This is a genomic window from Streptomyces sp. NPDC126503 (assembly GCF_040302405.1).
Taxonomy (GTDB): domain Bacteria; phylum Actinomycetota; class Actinomycetes; order Streptomycetales; family Streptomycetaceae; genus Streptomyces; species Streptomyces gulbargensis.
Window position 1 is genome coordinate 168,844 of sequence record NZ_JBEORS010000012.1, and the last position, 18,371, is coordinate 187,214.

Below are 18,371 nucleotides of genomic sequence, written 5' to 3' on the forward strand. Positions count from 1 at the left end.
CACCTGCCGCGTCCCGGGCCGTGGGTCCCGCACGCCCGAGGCCTGCCGCGTTCCGAACCGGTGGGTTCCGCCCCCTCAGGGCCGCAGGGCGGTCGCCAGCAGGCCGTCGATCTCCGCCCGGGCCACGCTCCCGCCGTGTACCAGACGGTCGAAGACGAGTCCGTCCACGCAGGTCAGGAGCGTGATCGTCCGGCCCTCCGGGTCGTCGACCCCCTGCCCGGCGAGGAAGTCGCGCACGATCCGCCGCCCCGCGTTCTCGCGCGGCGCGAGGATCTCGCGCAGTTCGGGGTGGTGGACGCTCTCGACGGCGCAGGCGTAGCGGGCCAGGGAGCGCCGGCGTCCGTCCCCGGTGAGCCGCCCCTCGGCGAAGGCGGCGAGCTCCGCCGCCAGTTCCTCCGCGTCGGCCGGGGGTGGGGCCGCCTCCCCCGCGGCCTCCAGCTCCGCTTGGTCGAGCGCGACCAGCCGCCGGACGAGAGCGGTGAGCAGGGCGTGCCGGGTGCGGAAATACGCGGAGGTGGTGCCCGGCGGCAGCCCGGCCGCCCGGTCCACCGCCCGGTGCGTCAGGCCGCGCATGCCCTGGTCGGCGAGCACGCGCACGGCCGCGTCGGCGAGGACGGTACGGCGGTCGGAAGGCACGGAGGACATGGACCTCTTTCTACACCCGTAGAGAGGAGGCGTACACTTCTTCTACATCTGTAGAAGACCCAGGGAGGGAACCGGCATGGACGGCGGCAGCGCGGTGGTGGTGGGCGGCGGCATCGGCGGACTCGCCGCGGCGATCGGACTGCGCCGGGTGGGCTGGGACGTCACGGTGGTCGAACGCGCCCCCGTGGCGGACGACGCCGGCGCCGGGATCTCGCTCCACGCCAACGGCATCCGCGCCCTGGACGCCCTCGGCGCCGGTGAACCGGTACGCGCCGCCGCGCGCCCCCAGTACACCGGGGGCACCCGGGTCCCCGGCGGAGGCTGGCTCTCGCCGATGGACGGCGCGGCCCTGGAACGCGAACTCGGCACCCCGATCGTCGGCATACCCCGCGCCACCCTCCACCGGCTGCTCCGCGCGGAACTGCCCGCCGGAAGCCTCCGCATCGGGACCGAGGTGACGGACGTCGAGGACACCGGACCGGGCCGCGTACGGGTGAGAGCCGGCGACGACGTCCTGGAAGCCGATCTCGTCGTGGCCGCCGACGGCGTACGCAGCCGACTGCGGAGCCGGGTGTTCCCCGATCACCCCGGCCCCGTCTACAGCGGCTCGACCGTGCTGCGCGCCATCACCGCGGAACCGGTCCCGCTCGCCACCGACTTCTCCCTGACGTGGGGGAGGGGCGCGGAGTTCGGGCACATCGCCTTCGCCGACGGCCGGGCCGAGTGGCACGCCGTCCTCAACGCCCCGCCCGGCATCCGCCACGCCGACGTCCTCGCCGTCCTGCGCCGCCGCTTCGGCACCTGGCACGACCCGATCCCCGCCCTCCTGGACGCGACCCGGCCGGAGGCCGTCCTGCACCACGACATCCACGAACTGGTGACGCCCCTGCCCGCGTACGCGTCCGGCCGCGTCGCGCTCCTCGGCGACGCCGCCCACGCCATGACCCCGCACCTCGGCCAGGGGGCCTGTCAGGCCCTGGAGGACGCGGTCACCCTCGCCGCCTGTGTGGCCGCCGGGCCCACCGTCGCCTCCGCGCTGGCCCGCTACGACGCCGAACGCCGCCCGCGCAGCCAGGCCGTCGCCCGCGCCGCCCGCCTGGCCGGGCGTACGGGCCAGGGCCTGAGCCATCCCGTGGCGGTGGCCCTGCGCAACACCGCCCTGCGTCTGGCGCCCTCCCGTGCGACGGTCCGCGCGATCCTCCGCCACGCCGACTGGGCGCCGCCGAGCCTGCGTACCGCACCCGGCGCCGCCTGAGCACCCGCACCGTCGCCGTACGGCGGAAGGGCCGGGAACACGCCCTCCCGGCCCTTCCGTCCTCTTCGCCCCCGAGCGGCCGGCCGGCCGCTCTCAGGAGCGCGTCGCGGTGCCGCACTCCTCGTCCCCGCCGGCGCCCATCCGCTCGTCCATCGAGGTGCTGCGGTCGTACGGATCGACCGCGGGCCCGCTCGCCGTACCGCTGCCGCCGCCCCCGAACGACGGGGTCAGACGGCCGGTGGCCGGCCCGCAGCCGGCGTTCGTCATGTCGGCCTTGTACGAGACCAGCGAGAAGGTCCCCGGCTCGGTGATCACCTTCGCGGGGTCGTCCCAGCTCATGACCACCTCGCGCCGCACGATGGTGCGGACGACCGCGTCGCCGCCGCCCGCCGGGGCGACCGGGTACACGAACGTGACGTCGGCGGTGACCCGTACGGCGCCCTTCTCGCCCTCCGCGAAGGTGAGGCGGCCCCGGGTCTTCACGACGTCCCCGACCAGGCGCGCCTGCGCGGGATCGAACCGGCTGAAGAGGAGCACCGGGTCGTTCGCCTCGCCCGGCGAGCGGAACGCCGCCGCGAGGTAGTCCTGGACGTCCCGCTGACGCGGGTTGATCAGGGCGATCGCCCCGGCCGGGCGCTCGCCGCGCAGTACGCCCGGCTCCAGGTTGGAGGCGACGAGGAAGTCGCGGCTCAGCCGGAGCGTGCGGGCGACCGCCGCGCGGTCCATCCATCCGGTCGCCCGGGCCTCGGGCACCGTGATCCCGGCCGGGCCGTCGGCCCACCGGGCCGCCGGCGAACCCTTGAACGGTTCGGCGAGCGTGGGCCGGGCCGCCTCCGGGCCGGCGTCCGGCGGAGCGGTCGGCGCCACCGATTCTGGGGCGAGCGGAGCGGCGTCCGCGCCCCGGGCGTCGTCACCGAACAGACCGGTGACCCCTCCCGGGGCGAACGCCACGGCCAGCAGGGCCACCGACGCCACGAACCCGGCCACGTACCAGCCCTTCCGTGACCGGCGCCGGGGCGGGGTGTACGCACGCCACGCGGTGTCCGCGGCCCGCTCGGGCGGCCGGCGCGCGGCGGCCGCCCGGTCCCGCGCCGACGGTTCCTCGGGCGCGTCCGGCACACCCTCCAGCGAGGCCCGCAGGAACCGCTCCCACTCCTCGTCGGAAACGGACGAACCGCCGTCGCCCCCACCCGCCTTCACACCCGGCTCCTCGTGTCCACCCGAACGTCCGCCCCTCCCCGGGGCCCCTGCAGGCATGATCGCACAGCGGTTCGGGAGGCGGCGGACGCGGGGCGCGGCGCCTACGCCTCAGGACGCACCCGCCGCGCCACCGCTCAGGCCCCGGAGCCGGGAGCCCCGCCCGCCTCCCGGGCGATGCGCTCGAACTGGGCGTCCATCGCCTCGGCGAGTGCCGTGGCGGCGGAGAGCGGACGGACCATGACGGTGAAGTCGTCGATCCTGCCGTCGTCGTCCACGTGCAGGAAGTCGCAGCCCTGGATCCGCCGGCCGCCGACGGTCGCCGTGAAGACGAGCGCGTGGTCCCGGCCGCCCGCGTCCTTGATCTCCCGGACGTAGGTGAAGTCCTCGAAGACCCGCATGGCCGCGCGCAGGACGGCGGCGGTGATCGCCTTGCCGGTGTACGGGGCGAAGGCGACCGGGCTGGTGAAGACGACCTCCTCGGCCAGCAGGGCCTCGATCGCGGCGGCGTCGCGGTTCTCGACCGCCGTGCGGAACGCGTGCATGGAGCCTCCCGGATACTCAACAAGTTGAATAGCTGGGAGGGTAGGGGCGGCCTCGGACCCCTGTCCATCCCCCGGCCCCGTGCCCGAGGCCCGGTGCTCACGGCCCGGTGAACGCCCAGGACTCCAGGTCGCGGTAGCGGATCGGCCCCGGGCCGCGCCCGAAGTCGCTCCCGACCAGGTGCAGACGGGCGGCGGGCCAGCCGCGCCCGGTGAACCCGGCCAGCCCGGCCGCCGCCGCGGCCACGGACTCCTGGTCGGCGCGCCGGGCCCGGGCCAGCGTCAGATGGGGCCGCAGGGGCCGGTCCTCGAAGGGGATCCCGCACTCCTTGACGACCGTTCGTACGTCGTCGGCCAGCAGGCGCAGCCCCGGCAGGTCCCCGGCGATCCCGCTCCACAGCACCCGCTCGTCGAAGTGCCCGGCCCCGCGGAGCGCCAGCTCGACGGGGCCTCGCGACGCGGCGAGGCCGGCGAGCGGGGAACGCAGTGGAGGGACGGCCGCGCGGGGGAGTTCACCCAGGAAGGCGAGGGTGATGTGCCAGTCCTCGATCCGGTTCCAGCGCATGAGCGGGTACGCCGCGTAGGCGGGGGCCAGGGCCCGCGCCAGCTCGTCCTTCGCCTCGTCGGGCGGGGCGAGGGCGATGAACACGCGCACGGTCGACGCCCGCCGGTGGTGCCCCTCCGGGCCCGCCGGGATCGCGTCTGCGGGCCCCTCCTCCGTGCCGTACCCCTGCGCCCGGGACCGCTCCGTCATCGTTCCTTCCCCGCTCGCCGTGGGTCCGCTCAGCGGTAGTCGTCCGGGTGGTCCTGCATCCAGGTGTTGATGCGGTGACGGGTGGAGAGCAGCGACTTCTGGTGCTTCTCCAGGTTCGCCGTCGACCGGTCGGTGCCGAGTTCCCGCTCCAGTTCGGCGATCAGGGCGATCGGCTCGGGGAAGTGACCCGGCCCCTTGGGGTCCGCCTTCATCGCCCGGTCCAGGCCCAGGAGTTCTTCGTGCACGCGGCCCAGGAAGTAGGCACAGCCGTCCGTGGCGCACGAGTTGTCCAGGGTCGCCTGCAGTCCGGCGAAGGCGTCCCGTACGCGCTCGGGCCCGGGTGTCGCGGGCGGCTCCGGGGTGCCGGTGTCCTGCGGGGCCTCCTCCGCCGGCGTCCGGTCCGCGGTCGTCGTCGCGGTGGCCGTCGCCGTCGCACCGCCGGACGGCGGCGCCGCCTTCTCCTCCGCGCCGCCGCACGAGACGGCGAAAGCCGCCAGGGCGGCGGCGGTCACGGCCGCCTTCCGCACCGAGAACCTGGTCATGCGATCCCCCCTGATGTTCGAATTCCCCGACCCTACCGGCCGGCCCCCGCCCGGGACGCGCGGGGGCGCCCGTGAGGAGCGGGGCTCCTCACGGGCGCCGTTCACCGCGTGCCGCACGACGGATCGAAGGCCGTGGACAGGTCCGGGGGACGGGCGGTGTCACATGCCGCGGCGGTCGTCGGGGTCCTCGGTCAGCGGGACGTCGTCCGACTCGACCTCGATGTGCTCCTTGCGCACCTGACCGGTCACGGTCTCCTCGTCGGTCACCTCGTCGGTGCGGAGGCTGACCCGCTCGACGGGGACGGTCCGGGTCTCGACGACGGGGCGTTCCTCGTGGAGGGTGACCTCGTGCTCGGCCTCGGTGATCTCCGGGCCGGACAGCGCCTGGTCACGGTTGGCGTCGGTGATCGGTTCGCGCTCCACGACCACTTCCTCGTGGCGGACCGGAACCGTCTGCTGGACGTTCTCGGTGACGACGTACTTGCGCAGCCGCACGTGGCCCGTCTCGACCCGCTCGGTGCCGACGTGCATCTCCTCCTCGGAGCGCGTCATCGCGTCGTCGCCACCGCGCATCGACGCCTCGCGGGTGTCCATGGCGTCGGTCCCGGCGGTGCCCGCCATGCCCGCGGTTCCGGCCGCCCCGGTCATGCCGGCCGTACCGGTGGTGTCCGCGGTGCCCGCCTGGCCGTGCGCCCAGCCGCCTTCGCCGGGCTGGTTGGCGCGGGCCCAGGCGTCGTCCCAGGCGATGCCGTAGTACTCGTACAGGCGCCGTTCCTCCCGGGCGTCGAGGTGGCCCCCGCCGTCGACGTCCACGTGCGGGGCGTCCTTCACCCGGTCCTTGGGGTAGGGCACCTCCAGGTGGTCCTCCACCATCGCGGCGTCCTTGATGGGGACGAAGGACTCGTGGCTGCCGAAGAGGCCGGTCTTGACGGTGACCCACGCGGGGCGGCCGGTGGCGTCGTCGACGAAGACGTGCTTCGCGTCGCCGATCTTCTTGCCCTCGGCGTCGTACACGGGATGGTCCAGAACAGCGGGAATCTGCTCATGGGCGATCATGATGACCCTCCTGTCTCTGTCGTGCCGACCCAGCGACTAACCCACCCTGAAGCGATGAAAACACCCGATTCCGCACCGATTTTGTTGATTGCTCAACACTTCGGGCGTACCGCCGTCGCGTCAGCCGCTCTCGCCCGGCGCCTGCCACGCGGAGGAGGAGAGCCACCGTCGGCTCCGCGACCACCGGGCCGGCCGCACCGGACACGCCTCGCCCAAATCCGTCGGCACGCCACATAACCGCTCCCGGGCGCGGCCCCTGAACGCCTCGACGTTGTACGACTCCGTACACACCGACTCCACGCCCCGGCGCCCGCGCTCCGGACCCGGGCCGTAGGAGCCTCCGGCACCGCCCCGGCTGGTGGGACGGCGCCGGACGACTCGAGCCGGCGGGCCCGGACGCCGCCGGCGAGAAATTCGCCAGGCTCCACGGGCCCACCTCGGAGCCGCCCCGTACGGGAGTGCGCCGGAGTCACCGAGCCGCTCCCCCAACTCCCGGGCGGCCGGGGCCTACCCGCGCGCGTCGGCGGACGAGGCGCCGTCCGCGCCGTGGCCTTGGCCGTGGAGGGCCACGGTCATCGGCGTACCTCTTCCTTGGTGAGGGCGCCGAAGTCGTCGAGGCGGACCACGGGAAGCGGATCGGAGTGGTCAGGGAGGGCGTCCGCGCCGGTCCGGCCGGCCGGGGCGGGTGCTGCGTACGGGGCCTCCCGCCGGCCGGAGGCGATCTCGGGTTCCGCCGGGGCCGTCACCTCCGCCCCGGGATCCGTCATCGCCTCCGCAGCGCGGCCCGGCGCGCCCGTCCGCGCCGACGCGGGCAGCAGCGGGATCAGCGCCAGCACGACCGCCATGAGCAGCGGCGCGAGCGCCCAGTAGCCGCTCCAGCCGTCCGCCGCCGGGGTGGAGTGCTGCGTACCACCGATCAGGGCGGCACCGAACAGGGCCCCGACGAGCCCGCCGCACGCGTCGCCCACACCCGACACGCCGTAGACGGTCGTGGCGTCGTCCGCGCCCTGCGCCCGGACGCGGTCGTCGATCCACAGGCTCACCGCGACCTCGCCCACGCTGAACGCACCGATCGCCAGGAGCCAGAGGGGCCACCACGAGGCCGGAGCGGACAGCAGCACGAACGCGGCGGCGAAGAGGGCGAAGCCCGCCACGAACACCGGCCGCACACCCCGCCCGGTCACCGCCCTCGTCACCGCCGACTGCGCCACGATCACCAGCGCCGCGTTGACCAGGAAGAGACCACCGGCCGGCCGGACCGAAGGCCCGCTCGTGACCAACAGCGGGAAGGCGCTTTCCAGTTGGACGACGGCGAGCCCGAGCAGCGTCGTGGCCGCCGTGATCAGCAGGACCGGCCGCCGGCCGGCCAGGGCGACCGCGCCGCGCCAGTACGCCGGGCCCGTCCCGGCGCCGCCCTTCGCCTCCGGCAGCCGCAGCCGCCACAGCAGCGGGATCAGCGCGGCGAAGGCCGCGGCGGCGAGCACGAACAGGACCACGGGCCCCCGCACGAACACCAGCATCCCGGCGAGCGGCCCCAGCGCCGCCCCCGCGTTGGCGCACATGTTGCGCACCCCGATGGCCTTGAGTTGGTGCTCCTCGGCCACCGCCCGCAGCAGCGCGGCCCGGGCGACCGGGAGGAACACCCCCGCGCCCGTGCCGATCAGCAGCACGGCGCAGGTCACCTGCGCGAGGGAGTCGCCCAGCAGCAGCGGATAGCCGGCGACCCGCAGCAGGCTGCCGAACACCATGACCCGGCGCATGCCCCACCGCTGCGTCAGCGCGCCCGCGGCGAGCCCCGACACCCGGGTGCTCCAGTAGCTCAGCCCGAGCAGCAGGCCGACGGCCGCCGAGGACAGCCCCGCGCCGTCGCGCAGATGGAGCGCGAGGTACGGGACGACCAGGAAGACGCCCACGCCGGACACGAACGCGGCGACCAGCAGGACCAGGACCGGCCCGTCGCACCAGGGCGGCAGCCCCCGCCGTCCCCGGCTCACGACGCACCGCCCGCCGGCCGTACGTGCCGGGCGGCCGCGTGGACCCGGCGAGGGCCCACCGCGCCGGGGACCCCGGTGAGACCCTCCGTACCCCCAGTGCCTCCCGGTCTCCCCGTGCCCGGTGCGTCCGTGTGCACGCGTACGCGTATCGGACGGGGCCGGGTGAGCGCGCCGGTGATGTGGTCGGACAAGAGGTTCCCCCGCTCTCGTGAAGTGGCACCTGCGACCCGGGTCAGAGGCGCCGAACCAGCCTCCCGTCACCGGAAGAAGCTAGGCAGCGGCATTTCGGCCCGCAAGAAAGGCCCCGGCGGAGAGTCAAGTCGCGGTGCGGGGGCGGTGACATACGCGCGACCCCGCCGGAGTGGCGACGGGGGCGTCCCCGCCGTTCGGGGGCGGCGGGGCGGCGGCCTCCAGGTCGTCGACGATGCCCGACATGATCCTGCGGAGCGGCCACGGCGCGAGGTCGAAGTGCTCGCGCCGGTGGGGGAGGCCGCTTCCCCGGACACCGGGCCGGCCCCGGCGTCCCGGCTCGGTGTCCCGGCCCGTCAGGAGAGCCGCTCCCACGTGAGGTCCGGGCCCAGCGCGCGCAGGAAGTCGGGGGCGTCGAACATCGCGCCCGCCGACGCCAGGCCCGTCACCCGCGTCCGGCCCGACAGGACCCGGGCCACGGCCTCCACGACCAGCGGCGCGGTCACCGCGTAGATGTCCCGCCCCCGGGCCACCGCGCGCCGCTCGGCGCCGTCCGCGCGGACCACCACGTCCACCAGGAACGTCTGCGCGGACCGCCCCTGCGCGTCCACGGCCCCGGGCGCCGGCGTGTCCGCCGCCACGACGTCCCGCGCCGCCTCGACCGTCATGGCGGTGCTCACCTCGGGGACGGACAGATGGCTCGGCAGCGTCACCACGTCGGCCATCGTGAACTCGCCGATCACCCGGCGCGACCCCCACGGCGCGGGGAAGGCCCACTCCCGCACCGGCGGGGCGTCGTCCCGGTACTCCAGCCGTCCCCGCGCGAAACGCACCCGGCGTCCGTCCCGCCGCTCCCGGGACACCGCCCCGGCCGCACGCGTGCCCGCCGTCGGATGCCAGCCGCTCAGCGCGTACCCGACCCGCACCTCCTCGGCCGCCGTCCCGCCGCCCAGCGCCGCCGTCGCCAGCAGATCACCGAGTCCCCCGAAGAACGCCATCGCCGGCACGACCACCACCCCCGCCTCACGCGCCCGGTCCGCGAACCGCGCGAAGGTGTCCGCGTTGGCCTCGATCTCGGCCGCCACGTCCAGATACGGCGCCCCGGCCCGGAGGGCCGCCTCGATCACGGGCGCCGCCGTCACCGCGAACGGCCCGGCGCAGTTGACCACGGCCGCGGCCCCGACCAGCGCGCGGTCGAGCGCGGCCGGATCGTCCACCGACGCGGTACGGGCCTCCAGGCCGGTCTCCCGCGCCATCGCCGCCAGCTTCCCCGCGTCCCGGCCGCAGAGCACCGGCGTGAACCCGCGCCGCCGCAGCTCGGCGACCACGAACCGCCCGGTGTGCCCGTACGCCCCGAACACCACCACCGGCAGCCCCTGCCCCGACTCCGCCGTCGTTCCCGTCACCGTTCCCATGGGTTCCCCCGCACTCGTCCGGTCCGGCGCGGTCGTCCACCGCGCTCCGTCCCCTTCATCCCACCAGGCGGGCCGCTCCCCGGCGACGGTCCGGAACGCCACGACCCATACACTTCCGGACATGACCACGGTCGCCCTGGCCCTCACCGAGGGCATGCTCCACTTCGAACTGGCCCTCGCCTGCGAGGTCTTCGGCTCCGGTCCGCCCGCCCCCGCCCGCTCCTGGTACGACCTGCGGATCTGCGGGCCCGGCGGCGCCGGGGCCGGCCGCTTCCGGCTGGAGCCCGACGACGGCCTCGACGGCCTCGTCACCGCCCACACCGTGATCGTCCCCGGCTGGGCCGACATCGACCGGGACCCGCCCGGAGCACTGGTCGACGCGGTCCGCGCGGCCCACGAGGCCGGAGCCCGCGTGGCCTCCCTCTGCACGGGCGCCTTCGTCCTCGCCGCCGCGGGCCTGCTCGACGGCAGACGCGCCACCACCCACTGGGCGCACACCCGGGAGCTGGCCGCCCGCCACCCCCGCGTGACCGTGGACCCCGACGTCCTCTACGTCGACGAGGGCGGCATCCTCACCTCCGCGGGCAAGGCCGCCGCCATGGACCTCTGTCTGCACCTGGTCCGCCGGGACCACGGCGCGGCCACCGCCAACGCGCTCGCCCGCCGCCTGGTCGTCCCCCCGCACCGGGACGGCGGCCAGGCCCAGTACGTCACCGCCCCTGTCCCCGCCCCCGGCGACCACCCGCTCGCCGGCGTCCTGTCGTGGGCGGTCGAGCACCTGGACCGGCCGCTCACCGTGGACGACCTGGCCCGCCGGGCGGGTCTGAGCAGCCGACACCTCACCCGCCACTTCCGCGCGGTCACCGGCACGACCCCCCTCCAGTGGCTCCTCACCCAGCGCATCCGTTACGCCCAGGAGCTCCTGGAGAGCACCGACGACACGGTCGACACCGTCGCCGCCACCACCGGCATGGGCACCGCGACGACCCTGCGGCGCCACTTCCAGCGCACCGTCGGCGTCCCCCCGGACACCTACCGCCGCACCTTCCGCACCCGGCCCGCGTCAGTGCCCGGCGCCCGCCAGGTCGAGCATGCGGTGCATGAGCGGCACCGGCAGTGACGGGTTTCCGGCGGCGGCCCGCGCCGTCTCCGGCGCGTCCAGCAGCTCGGCCAGCCGCCGCAGCGGCAGCCGCCCGTCGCCCGCGGCCCGACGCCGTACCAGTGCCTCCGGGTCGTACGAGAGCCGTTCCACCAGCTCCGGCCCGGCCTGCGGGTCGAACAGGGCGGCGTACCGCAGCCGGGGGTCCGCGTGGTCCGCGAACCGGGCGAGGCCGGGGCGCGCGAAATTGCGGCGGTGGACCAGGGAGCCCGAGCTCAGCCCGTCCCAGGAGACGAACATCTCCACCAGCAGGTCGTGCGGGGCGTGGTCGTTCTCGCACAGCATCAGCCGGACGAAGAAGTCGTCGTCGGCCGCCAGCCGCGTGACCACGTCCGGCGGAAGCCACGGGGCGCGGGTGACCGCCCGGCGCAGGACGACATGACCGGAGGCGGCCAGTTCCCGCATCGCCTCAGGGTCCCCGAAGCGCTCGGCCACCCAGGCCGGCACCGGCTGCCGTCCCGCCGGGACGGTGGGGGCGATCGCCGCCCGCTGCTGCTCGGTCAGATCCGCCCGCAGCGACACGGCGAGCCGCACGGCGGGATCCGCGTCCGACCCGAGGGCGAGGGCGAGCGCGGTCGGCACATGGGGATTGTGGGCGGCCGCGTGGCGGACCGCCCTGTCCTCGTGGCCCACGAGGAACGCGGCCAGGTCCGCGTCGACGGGCGCGGTGCGCGCCGCCTTTCCGCGGCGCTCCGGGTCGGACTCGGCGAGGAACTCCGCGACCGTCACCGGCAGCGGCGCCTCCACCCGGGTGGCCTCCGCGACCGCCTCCCGCACCAGCGGATCCTCGTCGGCCGCGGCCGCCGCCCGCACCCGGGGGCGCAGTCTCGGCCAGTTCCACGGGCCGATGGCGGCGGCCCGCACCCGTGGATCGGGATCCTCGGCCAGGGAGAGCAGCACCTCGTCGGGCAGACCGGTGAGCCCGGTCGCGCCGTACCGGAGCCGGGCGTCGTCCCCGGTGGCGAGCCGCACCACGAGCTCCACCGGCAGCTCGATCCCGTACTCGCACGCCGTCATGACGGCGATCCGCCGCACCCGCGCGTCGGTGTCCTGCGCGAGCACGGCGAACACGTCCACCGGCAGCCGCGGATTCTCGGCGAGAAACCGGCGCACCCGCGGATCGGGATGCCGCACGGACGCGCGTGCCGCCGCCGGAGGCAGCGGATGGTACGCGAGCCAGTACCGCGCGTCGGGAAACGGATCGACGGTGAACACCCGCCGCAACACCTCGTCGCCGGCCTTCTCGTTGAAGACCAGCCCCGTGACCCAGGCCTCGGGGATCTCGCCGTCGCCGCGCAGCGCCGCCACCGCTTCCGCGACCTCGCGTCCCGCGCCGGCCGGGCGGCCGCCGCCCCCGCCACCCTCGTGCCGGGCCGTCCCGGCCGCGTCCCGCGCGGGCCGCCCACTCGTCCGTGCCATCGAGCCTTCCCCACCTCGCACGCCCGCCGCCGCCCCGAACCGCGGCGCACCACGGCGCTGCCGAAACCCTAGCGGGGGAGCGGCGCGCCGACCGGCGGACAGCGGGGCGTGGCCGGGACCCGCCGGGTGCCGGTCCCATGGGACCCGTTGCCGGAGTGGCTGAAGTGACGCATCCGCACGCCTCCGTCGCCGGGCCCGTCGACGCGGAGAGGGAAAACGGGAGGTCCCCCGAAGGCCGGGCCTTCGGGGGACGTCCGCATCGTCGCCGGCCGTCTACCGTGCCGCGTAACCGAAGGCCACGCCGTTGGCCGGGAGGCCACCGGAGCCGGGCTTGTACGTGGTCGTGGGGGCGACCGTGCCGCCCTGCGTCACGTTGGACATCGGCAGCGCGTGGAGCGCGCCCGTGGCCAGGGGCCCGGAGGGCATGCCCACGTACAGCTTGGTCGCCGTGAAGTGGATGCTCCTGCCCAGGTACTGGTTGGCGCCGGGGGGTCCGGGGATCCCGTCGCCGTCGCCGGCCTCGATCCAGCGGTCGTTCGGACCGGCCGATCCGGCCAGCGAGAACGTGTGGACCGCGCCCGCGTTGGCGGCGGTGCCGAGGTCCTCTCCGGGCGCTCCCACGGCGAGCCGCATGGACGCCACCGTGCTCACCGAACCGGGGGCCGTGTTGACGGCGGTGAGGTACTCGCCCATGCGGTCACCGACCTCGGAGGTGCCCGACACGTCGTCCTCGGCCGTGCCCTGCATGAGCTCGCGCAGGTAGCTCCAGGTGCCGTCGGGCTTGATGCGGATCTGCACCACACGGCCCGCGTTGGCGCGGTCCTCGGTCCCGACCGTCACGCTCTCGCCGGGCGAACCGATCGCCAGGATCGACTCCGTGGCGGCCGGGGCGCCGCTGGCCCGGAAGGGGGCCATGGCCACCGCGTACCCGAACTGGTCGCCGGCCTCGGCGCCGCCGGAGATGGACGCGTGGTTCTGGTCGAGTCCGGCGAGCGGCAGGGGACGGCCGGTGGAGTCGAAGCGGTTGGCGTCGAGGATCACGACGCCGCCGGCCTTCGCCGTGGTGCCGATGGCCTCGTTGGGGGCGCCGACGGCGATGTAGTTCTGGTCGGCGGCCACCGACCAGCCGAAGAGGTCTCCCGACTCCGGGTCACCGGGAACACCGGCCGACGACTGGTTCACCGCCAGGCTGGTGGTGCCATGCACGTAGAAGAAGGCGCCCGCCTGAGTGGCCGTGCCGAGGGTTTCGCCGGGCAGGCTGATGATCAGGTAAGGCCGGCCGGCGTCGTTCACCGCGGCCGCGATCCGGTGGCCCATGCGGTCGCCCGCCTCGGACGCCGAGGCCGCGATCCCGCCGGTACCGGTGCCCTGTTCGAGGTGCGTGGCCTTCAGTGTGCCGGTGCCCAGGCCGCCGGCCGCGCCGTACAGGATGTCGACGAAGCCCGCGTCGGTGGCGGTGCCGACGGTCTCGCTCGGGGTGCCGGCGACCAGGTCGGTGAAGCCGTCCTTGTTCCAGTCGATGGTGGCCAGGGTCTCGCCGAAGTAGTCGTCCGCCTCGGAGCCGCCGGGCACCCAGTCCAGGTCCTGGCTGATCTCCGCGGTGCCCTTGCCGCCGCCGTACACGACGCGGATCAGACCGGCCTTGGCGTCCGTGCCGACGGTGGCCTGGGGGTCGGAGATCGCGATGTCCTCCGCGCCGTCACCGTTGAAGTCGGTCATCCCGGCCGGCTTCGGGGTGGTGCCCCCGCCGGTGACGGCGGCGCCGAGGTCGATCCGGGGGGTGGTGGCACCGGTGTAGACGATGCCCCGACCGCTGCTCTTCAGCAGGGCCGTCAGGTCGGCGACGCTCTTCGTGGGGAAGGCCTGCTTGAGCACCGCGTACGCGCCGGCCACATGGGGCGCGGCCATGGAGGTGCCGTTCTTGGAGGCATAGGCGCCGCCGGGTACGGAGGAGACGATTCCCGTGCCGGGGGCGAACAGGTCGAGCAGGGGGCCCCGGTTGGTGAAGGCGGACAGCTGGTCGTCGTCGGTGGTCGAGCCGACCGTGACGGCGGAGGAGATGCAGCCGGGCGTGCTCACCGCGTCGGTGTGCCCGTTGTTGCCGGCCGCGATGACGGTGGCCACGCCGGCGCTCAGCAGACTGTCCACGACCGGCTTGCGCAGGTCACTGTCGCAGGCGGTGGTGTAACGGCCGTTGCCGAGGCTGAGGTTGGCCGCGACGATCGGCGTACCGGCCTGCTTGAGCTTCAGCACGTGCTCGAGGCCCTTGAGCTGGGCGCTCTGGAAGCTGCCCACACAGGGGGCGACGCCACCGCAGAACTCCTCGGTGGTGAACTGGCTGAAGACCTGGACGGCGACGATGTTGGCGCCGGGCGCCACACCGTTCCTGGGAGCGCCCGCGAGACCGGTGCCGTTGCCCGCGGCGATGCCGGCCACGTGGGTGCCGTGGTCGCAGGCGGGCATGGTCGCGCAGGGGCCGGCCGCGGTGTCGGCGGCTCCGATGCCCTCCTGCGCGTCGGCGCCGTTCGGGCACAGGCTGGCGATGCCGCTCTCGGCGTCGCTCGGCGAGAAGCAGGCCTCGGCCACGACCCGGTTCTTCAGGAACGGGTGGCCGGCCTCGACGCCGGTGTCCAGGACGGCGATCGTCTGACCCGTACCGGTCTTGCCCGCGGCGAGGGCGTCGTCACCGCCGATGAGCGGGATGCTCTGGTCCAGGGTCGGCTGCTCCACCTTGTCCTCGGTGACGCTGACCACGCCCGGCTTCGCGGCGAGTCGGTCGAGCCCGGCCCGGTCCACCTTGAGGGTGACCACCGGCACGGTCTCGAATTCCTGCTTCTTCTCGCCCGCGGTCGCCGCGTCGGCGACGTCCGCGAGGGTCTCCGTGACGACGTTCACGCGGACCTTGCCGCCGCTCGCCGTCCGGTCGTAGAGCGGCGGGTCGACCGGGTCGGTCGCGGCCTCGGCCGCTGTCGTCGCGGTGCTCGACGGTGTGACGGCGTGGGCCGGTATCGCGGCGCCGAGGGTCACGGCCGTCATCGCGGTGACGACCGTCGCCCAGATCGTTCTCTTCATAGTGCCTCGGTGAGCAGGGGGCGCGTCGTGTCCCGGCATCCGGGGAAGCGGACACGGCACGGCCCGGGGAGATGGGGAGGAGCGATGGGGTGAAGGGTCCTGGCGGAACGGGCCGGGCGGCGAGAGATGTCCGCCACCCGGCCCGTTCACGCCCGGGGGCGTGGCTCCGTCAGGAGGTCGTGCCGCACACCGTCAGAGGGCGCGCGGACCCGTGATCAGGTCGCGTTGGCGCCGTTCTTCGGGTTGCCCTTCCAGGCCACGGCCTTGAGGTAGACGTACGCGTAGGAGTTGCAGCGCCAGCGCACGAGGATGTTGTACGCCTTGCAGCTGTGCGTCTTCATCGTGGTGTAGAAGGCGTTGTCGACGTTCGACTTCTTGCTGCGGTCCAGGTAGTACTTGTAACCCTTGTACGTGTTGCCGATCAGGCCGTAGCCGTAGTCGTGGGTGTCGCACGCGGCGCGGAAGTTGAAGCCGCCCGGGCGGCTGACGTTCGGGCCGGGGGTGCTGCAGCCGTCGTTGAGGATGCCCGCCACGCGGAACTTGGTCGGCGTGTACCGGAAGACCGGCCAGTGCCAGCCGTAGTGCGCGGCCCACGCGACGCAGCCGCGGTTGAGGTACCACATCCACTCGGTGGCGCGGTTGCAGTAGCGCGGGTAGGCCTGCGGGTCGTTGGTCTCACCCGTGGTGAAGTCCCCGGCCGGGGGCGCGGTCGCGGTTCCGTCGCCGGCCGGGCCCTGCAGGGGCTCGGTGGCGGACGGCAGGTCGGTGCCGACGGGAGCGGCGTTCGGGGCGGCCGACTCGGCCGGGAACGTCAGGTCCCACTCGCCGCTGGACGGCGAGGCGATGTCGGAGACGCGGCCCGCGGTGTCGTACGCGTACGACGCGACCGGGTCGGTGCCCTCGACCGGGTTGGTCACGCCGCGCAGCAGACCCGAGGCGTCGTAGGAGTACCGCGCCAGTGTCTGCGTGGTGGCACCCGAGGTGAGGGTGATCTCCTTGGCGCGGCCCGTGTACTCACCGAGCGCCGTGCCGGTGGCCGTCGTGGCGGTCGAGTACTTGACCGCCACCGACTGCGCCGGAGCGTCGGCCGTGGCGGGCTCGCTGACCGTGGCGACACGGCCCTTGGTGTCGTAGGAGACCGTGGCGGTGGTGCCGTCCGCCAGGTTGCCCAGGCCGGTCACACGCCACTTGTCCGTGCCCGGAGCCACCTGCTTCCAGTTGTAGGTGGCCGTGAGGTTGGCGACCCCGACGGCAGCGCCGGCGTCCGCGTCACCGGTCACGTCGGTGTCCGGGGTGCCGGTGGCCGCGGCGAGGGTCTCGACCGCGGTGGTCACCAGCGTGCCGGTCGCCTCGTTGTACGTCGTCGTCTCGGTGAGCTTGTCGCCGGTGGCCGTCTCGTACTTCTTGACGCCGCCGCCGCTCGGGTAGTCGACGCTGCTCTTGAGCGCGTAGGTGACGGAGACCTTCGCGTCGAGATCGGTGACCACGACGGAGCCGGCCCGCTGCTCCAGCTTGCGGTTCAGCTGGCCTCCGAGGAACCCCGCCTCCCAGCCCGGACCGAAGACGCCCTGGTCGGGACGGGTCGCGGGCGCCGACTCCGGCCTGGCGACTCCGTCCGCGCCCTCGGTCACCGTGTGCGTACGGCCCATGAGGCCCTCGGCCACATCGGTCTCGTACAGCTCGAAGGACTTCTCCGCGGTGGAATACAGGCCGGGACCGACCTGCTGGATCTCCCCCTCGGCCAGCGGCGGATCGGCAGTGGCGGCCGCGGCCTGCGGCTGCTGAAGGACAACGGCTCCGGCGGTCGGCTGCGGCAGCATCAACGCCATGGAGAGCGCTGCAAGGACAGGCAGGGCTGTCTTGCGCACGAGTTCCCCCCTCGTGTCGTAGGTGTGTTGCTTGATCGCTGCGGACCGTAGACCGGCGCTGTTCTCGGCCACAAGTGGCCTGTATGTGGAGGTAGTTGATTCCGCTTCCTTGCAGCAGTGAAGATCTCCGGTCGCCGCCCGAGGTTGAGTACGCGTACTCATGTGGCGCGTGCTGCCCGCCCCAAGACTGGGTACATGATGCGAACCCGAGCCCGGATCATGGCAGTTGATCCCGTCGTGCGCCGCCGTCGGCGCACCCTGGCGGTGACGGCCCTCGCCGCTCTCGCCCTGGCCGCCTGCGGCTCCGAGCAGCCCGGTTCCCCCGGGGCTCCGACCGGGGCCGTCGACGCCGTCTCGGCAGGGAAGGACGCGGCCTTCGCGCGGATGCTGGACGAGGTGGCGCGGGAGTGCCCCGCGCCGGGCACGAAGAGGGAACCGCCGGCCCCCCCGAAGGGCGAGGCGCCGACCGCTCCGGTGGAGCCGCCGCCCGGCGCCACGGTGGAGCCGCCGCCGGGCGGAGCGGTCGAGCCCGTCGCCCCCACGGCCGGCCCGGAGGTGGAGCTGGACGCCCGTGACTGGTGCGCCGGCGTCCGGCACGAACAGCGCGTGGCCGAGGCGCTGCTGCGGCTCGAGCAGCCCGATCCCGCCCAGGTCAGGAAGGTGCTGAACGGCCTCGGCTACACCGACGAGCGCATCCACGGACTGAAGCGGTCCGGTGCGACCACGACGTTCGCCGTCGACCTCCGCGACAAGGGGGGACGTCTGTGCCTGGAGGGCACGGCCCACGGCGAGCTGACGGAGGTCGAGATGTGCGTCACGCCTGCGCAGGAAGCGTTCGATATTGCAAATATCCACCGCAGGTCGGGGTCGTGATGTGCTCCAGGTCACACCCACCGTCTCATTTCTGAGTGACAGGTCGGCGACGCCACGTTACCCATGAATGGGAGATAGTGTCCTAAATCGGCGCTGTAGCGTCGAGTTGGGGGACGCCGGGTCATTGGGGGCAGTTGGCCACGGGGCCTGCGGACAAGATTGCGTCAGCAATCGGTCATGTCCATGGATGACTGGATTTCGCACCCGCCGGCGTCGCCCCCGCATCGGCCCGGCCCGGGCCCGGGCGGGCGATGACGCGCTGGCCGAGGCCCGGCAAGATCCGGACACGGCCTAGTTGTATTGATCACGAGCGTTGTTAACGCCGACTGGTCTTGATCATGGCGAAGACCTCCGGTGTGGTGGAGGTGTCTAGGCTTCACCGCACACGGAG

General features: G+C 74.3%; 15 protein-coding genes. 3 read left to right on the forward strand and 12 right to left on the reverse strand.

Annotation, left to right across the window (positions count from 1 at the left end):
• Positions 1-75 precede the first annotated feature (75 nt).
• A complete protein-coding gene (locus ABTY40_RS18065) occupies positions 76-636 on the reverse strand; it encodes a TetR/AcrR family transcriptional regulator (protein WP_352060430.1) in 561 nt (186 codons plus the stop codon).
• Between the two features lie 85 nt (positions 637-721).
• On the opposite strand from ABTY40_RS18065, the gene ABTY40_RS18070 reads away from it, so the two are divergent.
• A complete protein-coding gene (locus ABTY40_RS18070) occupies positions 722-1,900 on the forward strand; it encodes an FAD-dependent monooxygenase (RefSeq protein WP_352060414.1) in 1,179 nt (392 codons plus the stop codon).
• A 93-nt stretch (positions 1,901-1,993) separates the two neighbouring features.
• On the opposite strand, the gene ABTY40_RS18075 is transcribed toward ABTY40_RS18070, so the two are convergent.
• The 8 genes from ABTY40_RS18075 to ABTY40_RS18110 all read right to left on the reverse strand — a co-directional run bounded on the left by ABTY40_RS18075 (position 1,994) and on the right by ABTY40_RS18110 (position 9,580).
• Positions 1,994-3,100, reverse strand: a complete 1,107-nt coding sequence (locus ABTY40_RS18075; RefSeq protein ID WP_352060415.1) for a hypothetical protein — start codon at positions 3,098-3,100, stop codon at positions 1,994-1,996.
• A 134-nt stretch (positions 3,101-3,234) separates the two neighbouring features.
• Positions 3,235-3,642 carry a nuclear transport factor 2 family protein gene (locus ABTY40_RS18080; RefSeq protein WP_352060416.1) on the reverse strand — a complete coding sequence of 136 codons (408 nt, stop codon included), beginning with the start codon at positions 3,640-3,642 and terminating at the stop codon, positions 3,235-3,237.
• Between the two features lie 97 nt (positions 3,643-3,739).
• Positions 3,740-4,393, reverse strand: a complete 654-nt coding sequence (gene thpR / locus ABTY40_RS18085; protein ID WP_352060417.1) for an RNA 2',3'-cyclic phosphodiesterase — start codon at positions 4,391-4,393, stop codon at positions 3,740-3,742.
• Between the two features lie 29 nt (positions 4,394-4,422).
• Complete coding sequence (locus tag ABTY40_RS18090) at positions 4,423-4,935, reverse strand: hypothetical protein (protein WP_352060418.1); 513 nt, start codon at positions 4,933-4,935, stop codon at positions 4,423-4,425.
• Positions 4,936-5,094: 159 nt separating this feature from the next.
• Positions 5,095-5,991: a DUF2382 domain-containing protein gene (locus tag ABTY40_RS18095; protein WP_352060419.1), complete on the reverse strand. Its 897-nt coding sequence runs from the start codon at positions 5,989-5,991 to the stop codon at positions 5,095-5,097.
• A 572-nt stretch (positions 5,992-6,563) separates the two neighbouring features.
• The gene (locus tag ABTY40_RS18100; protein ID WP_352060420.1) at positions 6,564-7,985 is read right to left on the reverse strand and encodes an MFS transporter; all 1,422 of its coding nucleotides are present in this window, start codon (positions 7,983-7,985) and stop codon (positions 6,564-6,566) included.
• 315 nt (positions 7,986-8,300) lie between these two features.
• The gene (locus ABTY40_RS18105; protein ID WP_352060421.1) at positions 8,301-8,549 is read right to left on the reverse strand and encodes a hypothetical protein; all 249 of its coding nucleotides are present in this window, start codon (positions 8,547-8,549) and stop codon (positions 8,301-8,303) included.
• Positions 8,531-9,580 (reverse strand): saccharopine dehydrogenase family protein, encoded by a 1,050-nt coding sequence (locus tag ABTY40_RS18110; RefSeq protein ID WP_352060422.1) that lies wholly within the window; start codon positions 9,578-9,580, stop codon positions 8,531-8,533. Before ABTY40_RS18110 ends, ABTY40_RS18105 begins: the two co-directional genes overlap by 19 nt.
• A gap of 130 nt (positions 9,581-9,710) precedes the next feature.
• Between ABTY40_RS18110 and ABTY40_RS18115 the strand changes: the two genes are divergently transcribed.
• Positions 9,711-10,709, forward strand: a complete 999-nt coding sequence (locus ABTY40_RS18115) for a GlxA family transcriptional regulator (RefSeq protein WP_345282899.1) — start codon at positions 9,711-9,713, stop codon at positions 10,707-10,709.
• Here ABTY40_RS18115 and ABTY40_RS18120 read toward each other — a convergent pair.
• The 3 genes from ABTY40_RS18120 to ABTY40_RS18130 all read right to left on the reverse strand — a co-directional run bounded on the left by ABTY40_RS18120 (position 10,653) and on the right by ABTY40_RS18130 (position 17,107).
• Positions 10,653-12,167, reverse strand: coding sequence for an amino acid adenylation domain-containing protein (locus ABTY40_RS18120; RefSeq protein ID WP_352060423.1), 1,515 nt, complete (start codon positions 12,165-12,167; stop codon positions 10,653-10,655). The two genes, ABTY40_RS18115 and ABTY40_RS18120, sit on opposite strands and share 57 nt — an antisense overlap.
• A gap of 273 nt (positions 12,168-12,440) precedes the next feature.
• Positions 12,441-15,239 (reverse strand): S8 family serine peptidase, encoded by a 2,799-nt coding sequence (locus ABTY40_RS18125; protein WP_352060424.1) that lies wholly within the window; start codon positions 15,237-15,239, stop codon positions 12,441-12,443.
• Between the two features lie 215 nt (positions 15,240-15,454).
• The gene (locus ABTY40_RS18130; protein WP_352060425.1) at positions 15,455-17,107 is read right to left on the reverse strand and encodes a phospholipase A2; all 1,653 of its coding nucleotides are present in this window, start codon (positions 17,105-17,107) and stop codon (positions 15,455-15,457) included.
• Positions 17,108-17,302: 195 nt separating this feature from the next.
• Between ABTY40_RS18130 and ABTY40_RS18135 the strand changes: the two genes are divergently transcribed.
• Positions 17,303-17,980: a hypothetical protein gene (locus tag ABTY40_RS18135; RefSeq protein WP_352060426.1), complete on the forward strand. Its 678-nt coding sequence runs from the start codon at positions 17,303-17,305 to the stop codon at positions 17,978-17,980.
• Positions 17,981-18,371: the final 391 nt, after the last annotated feature.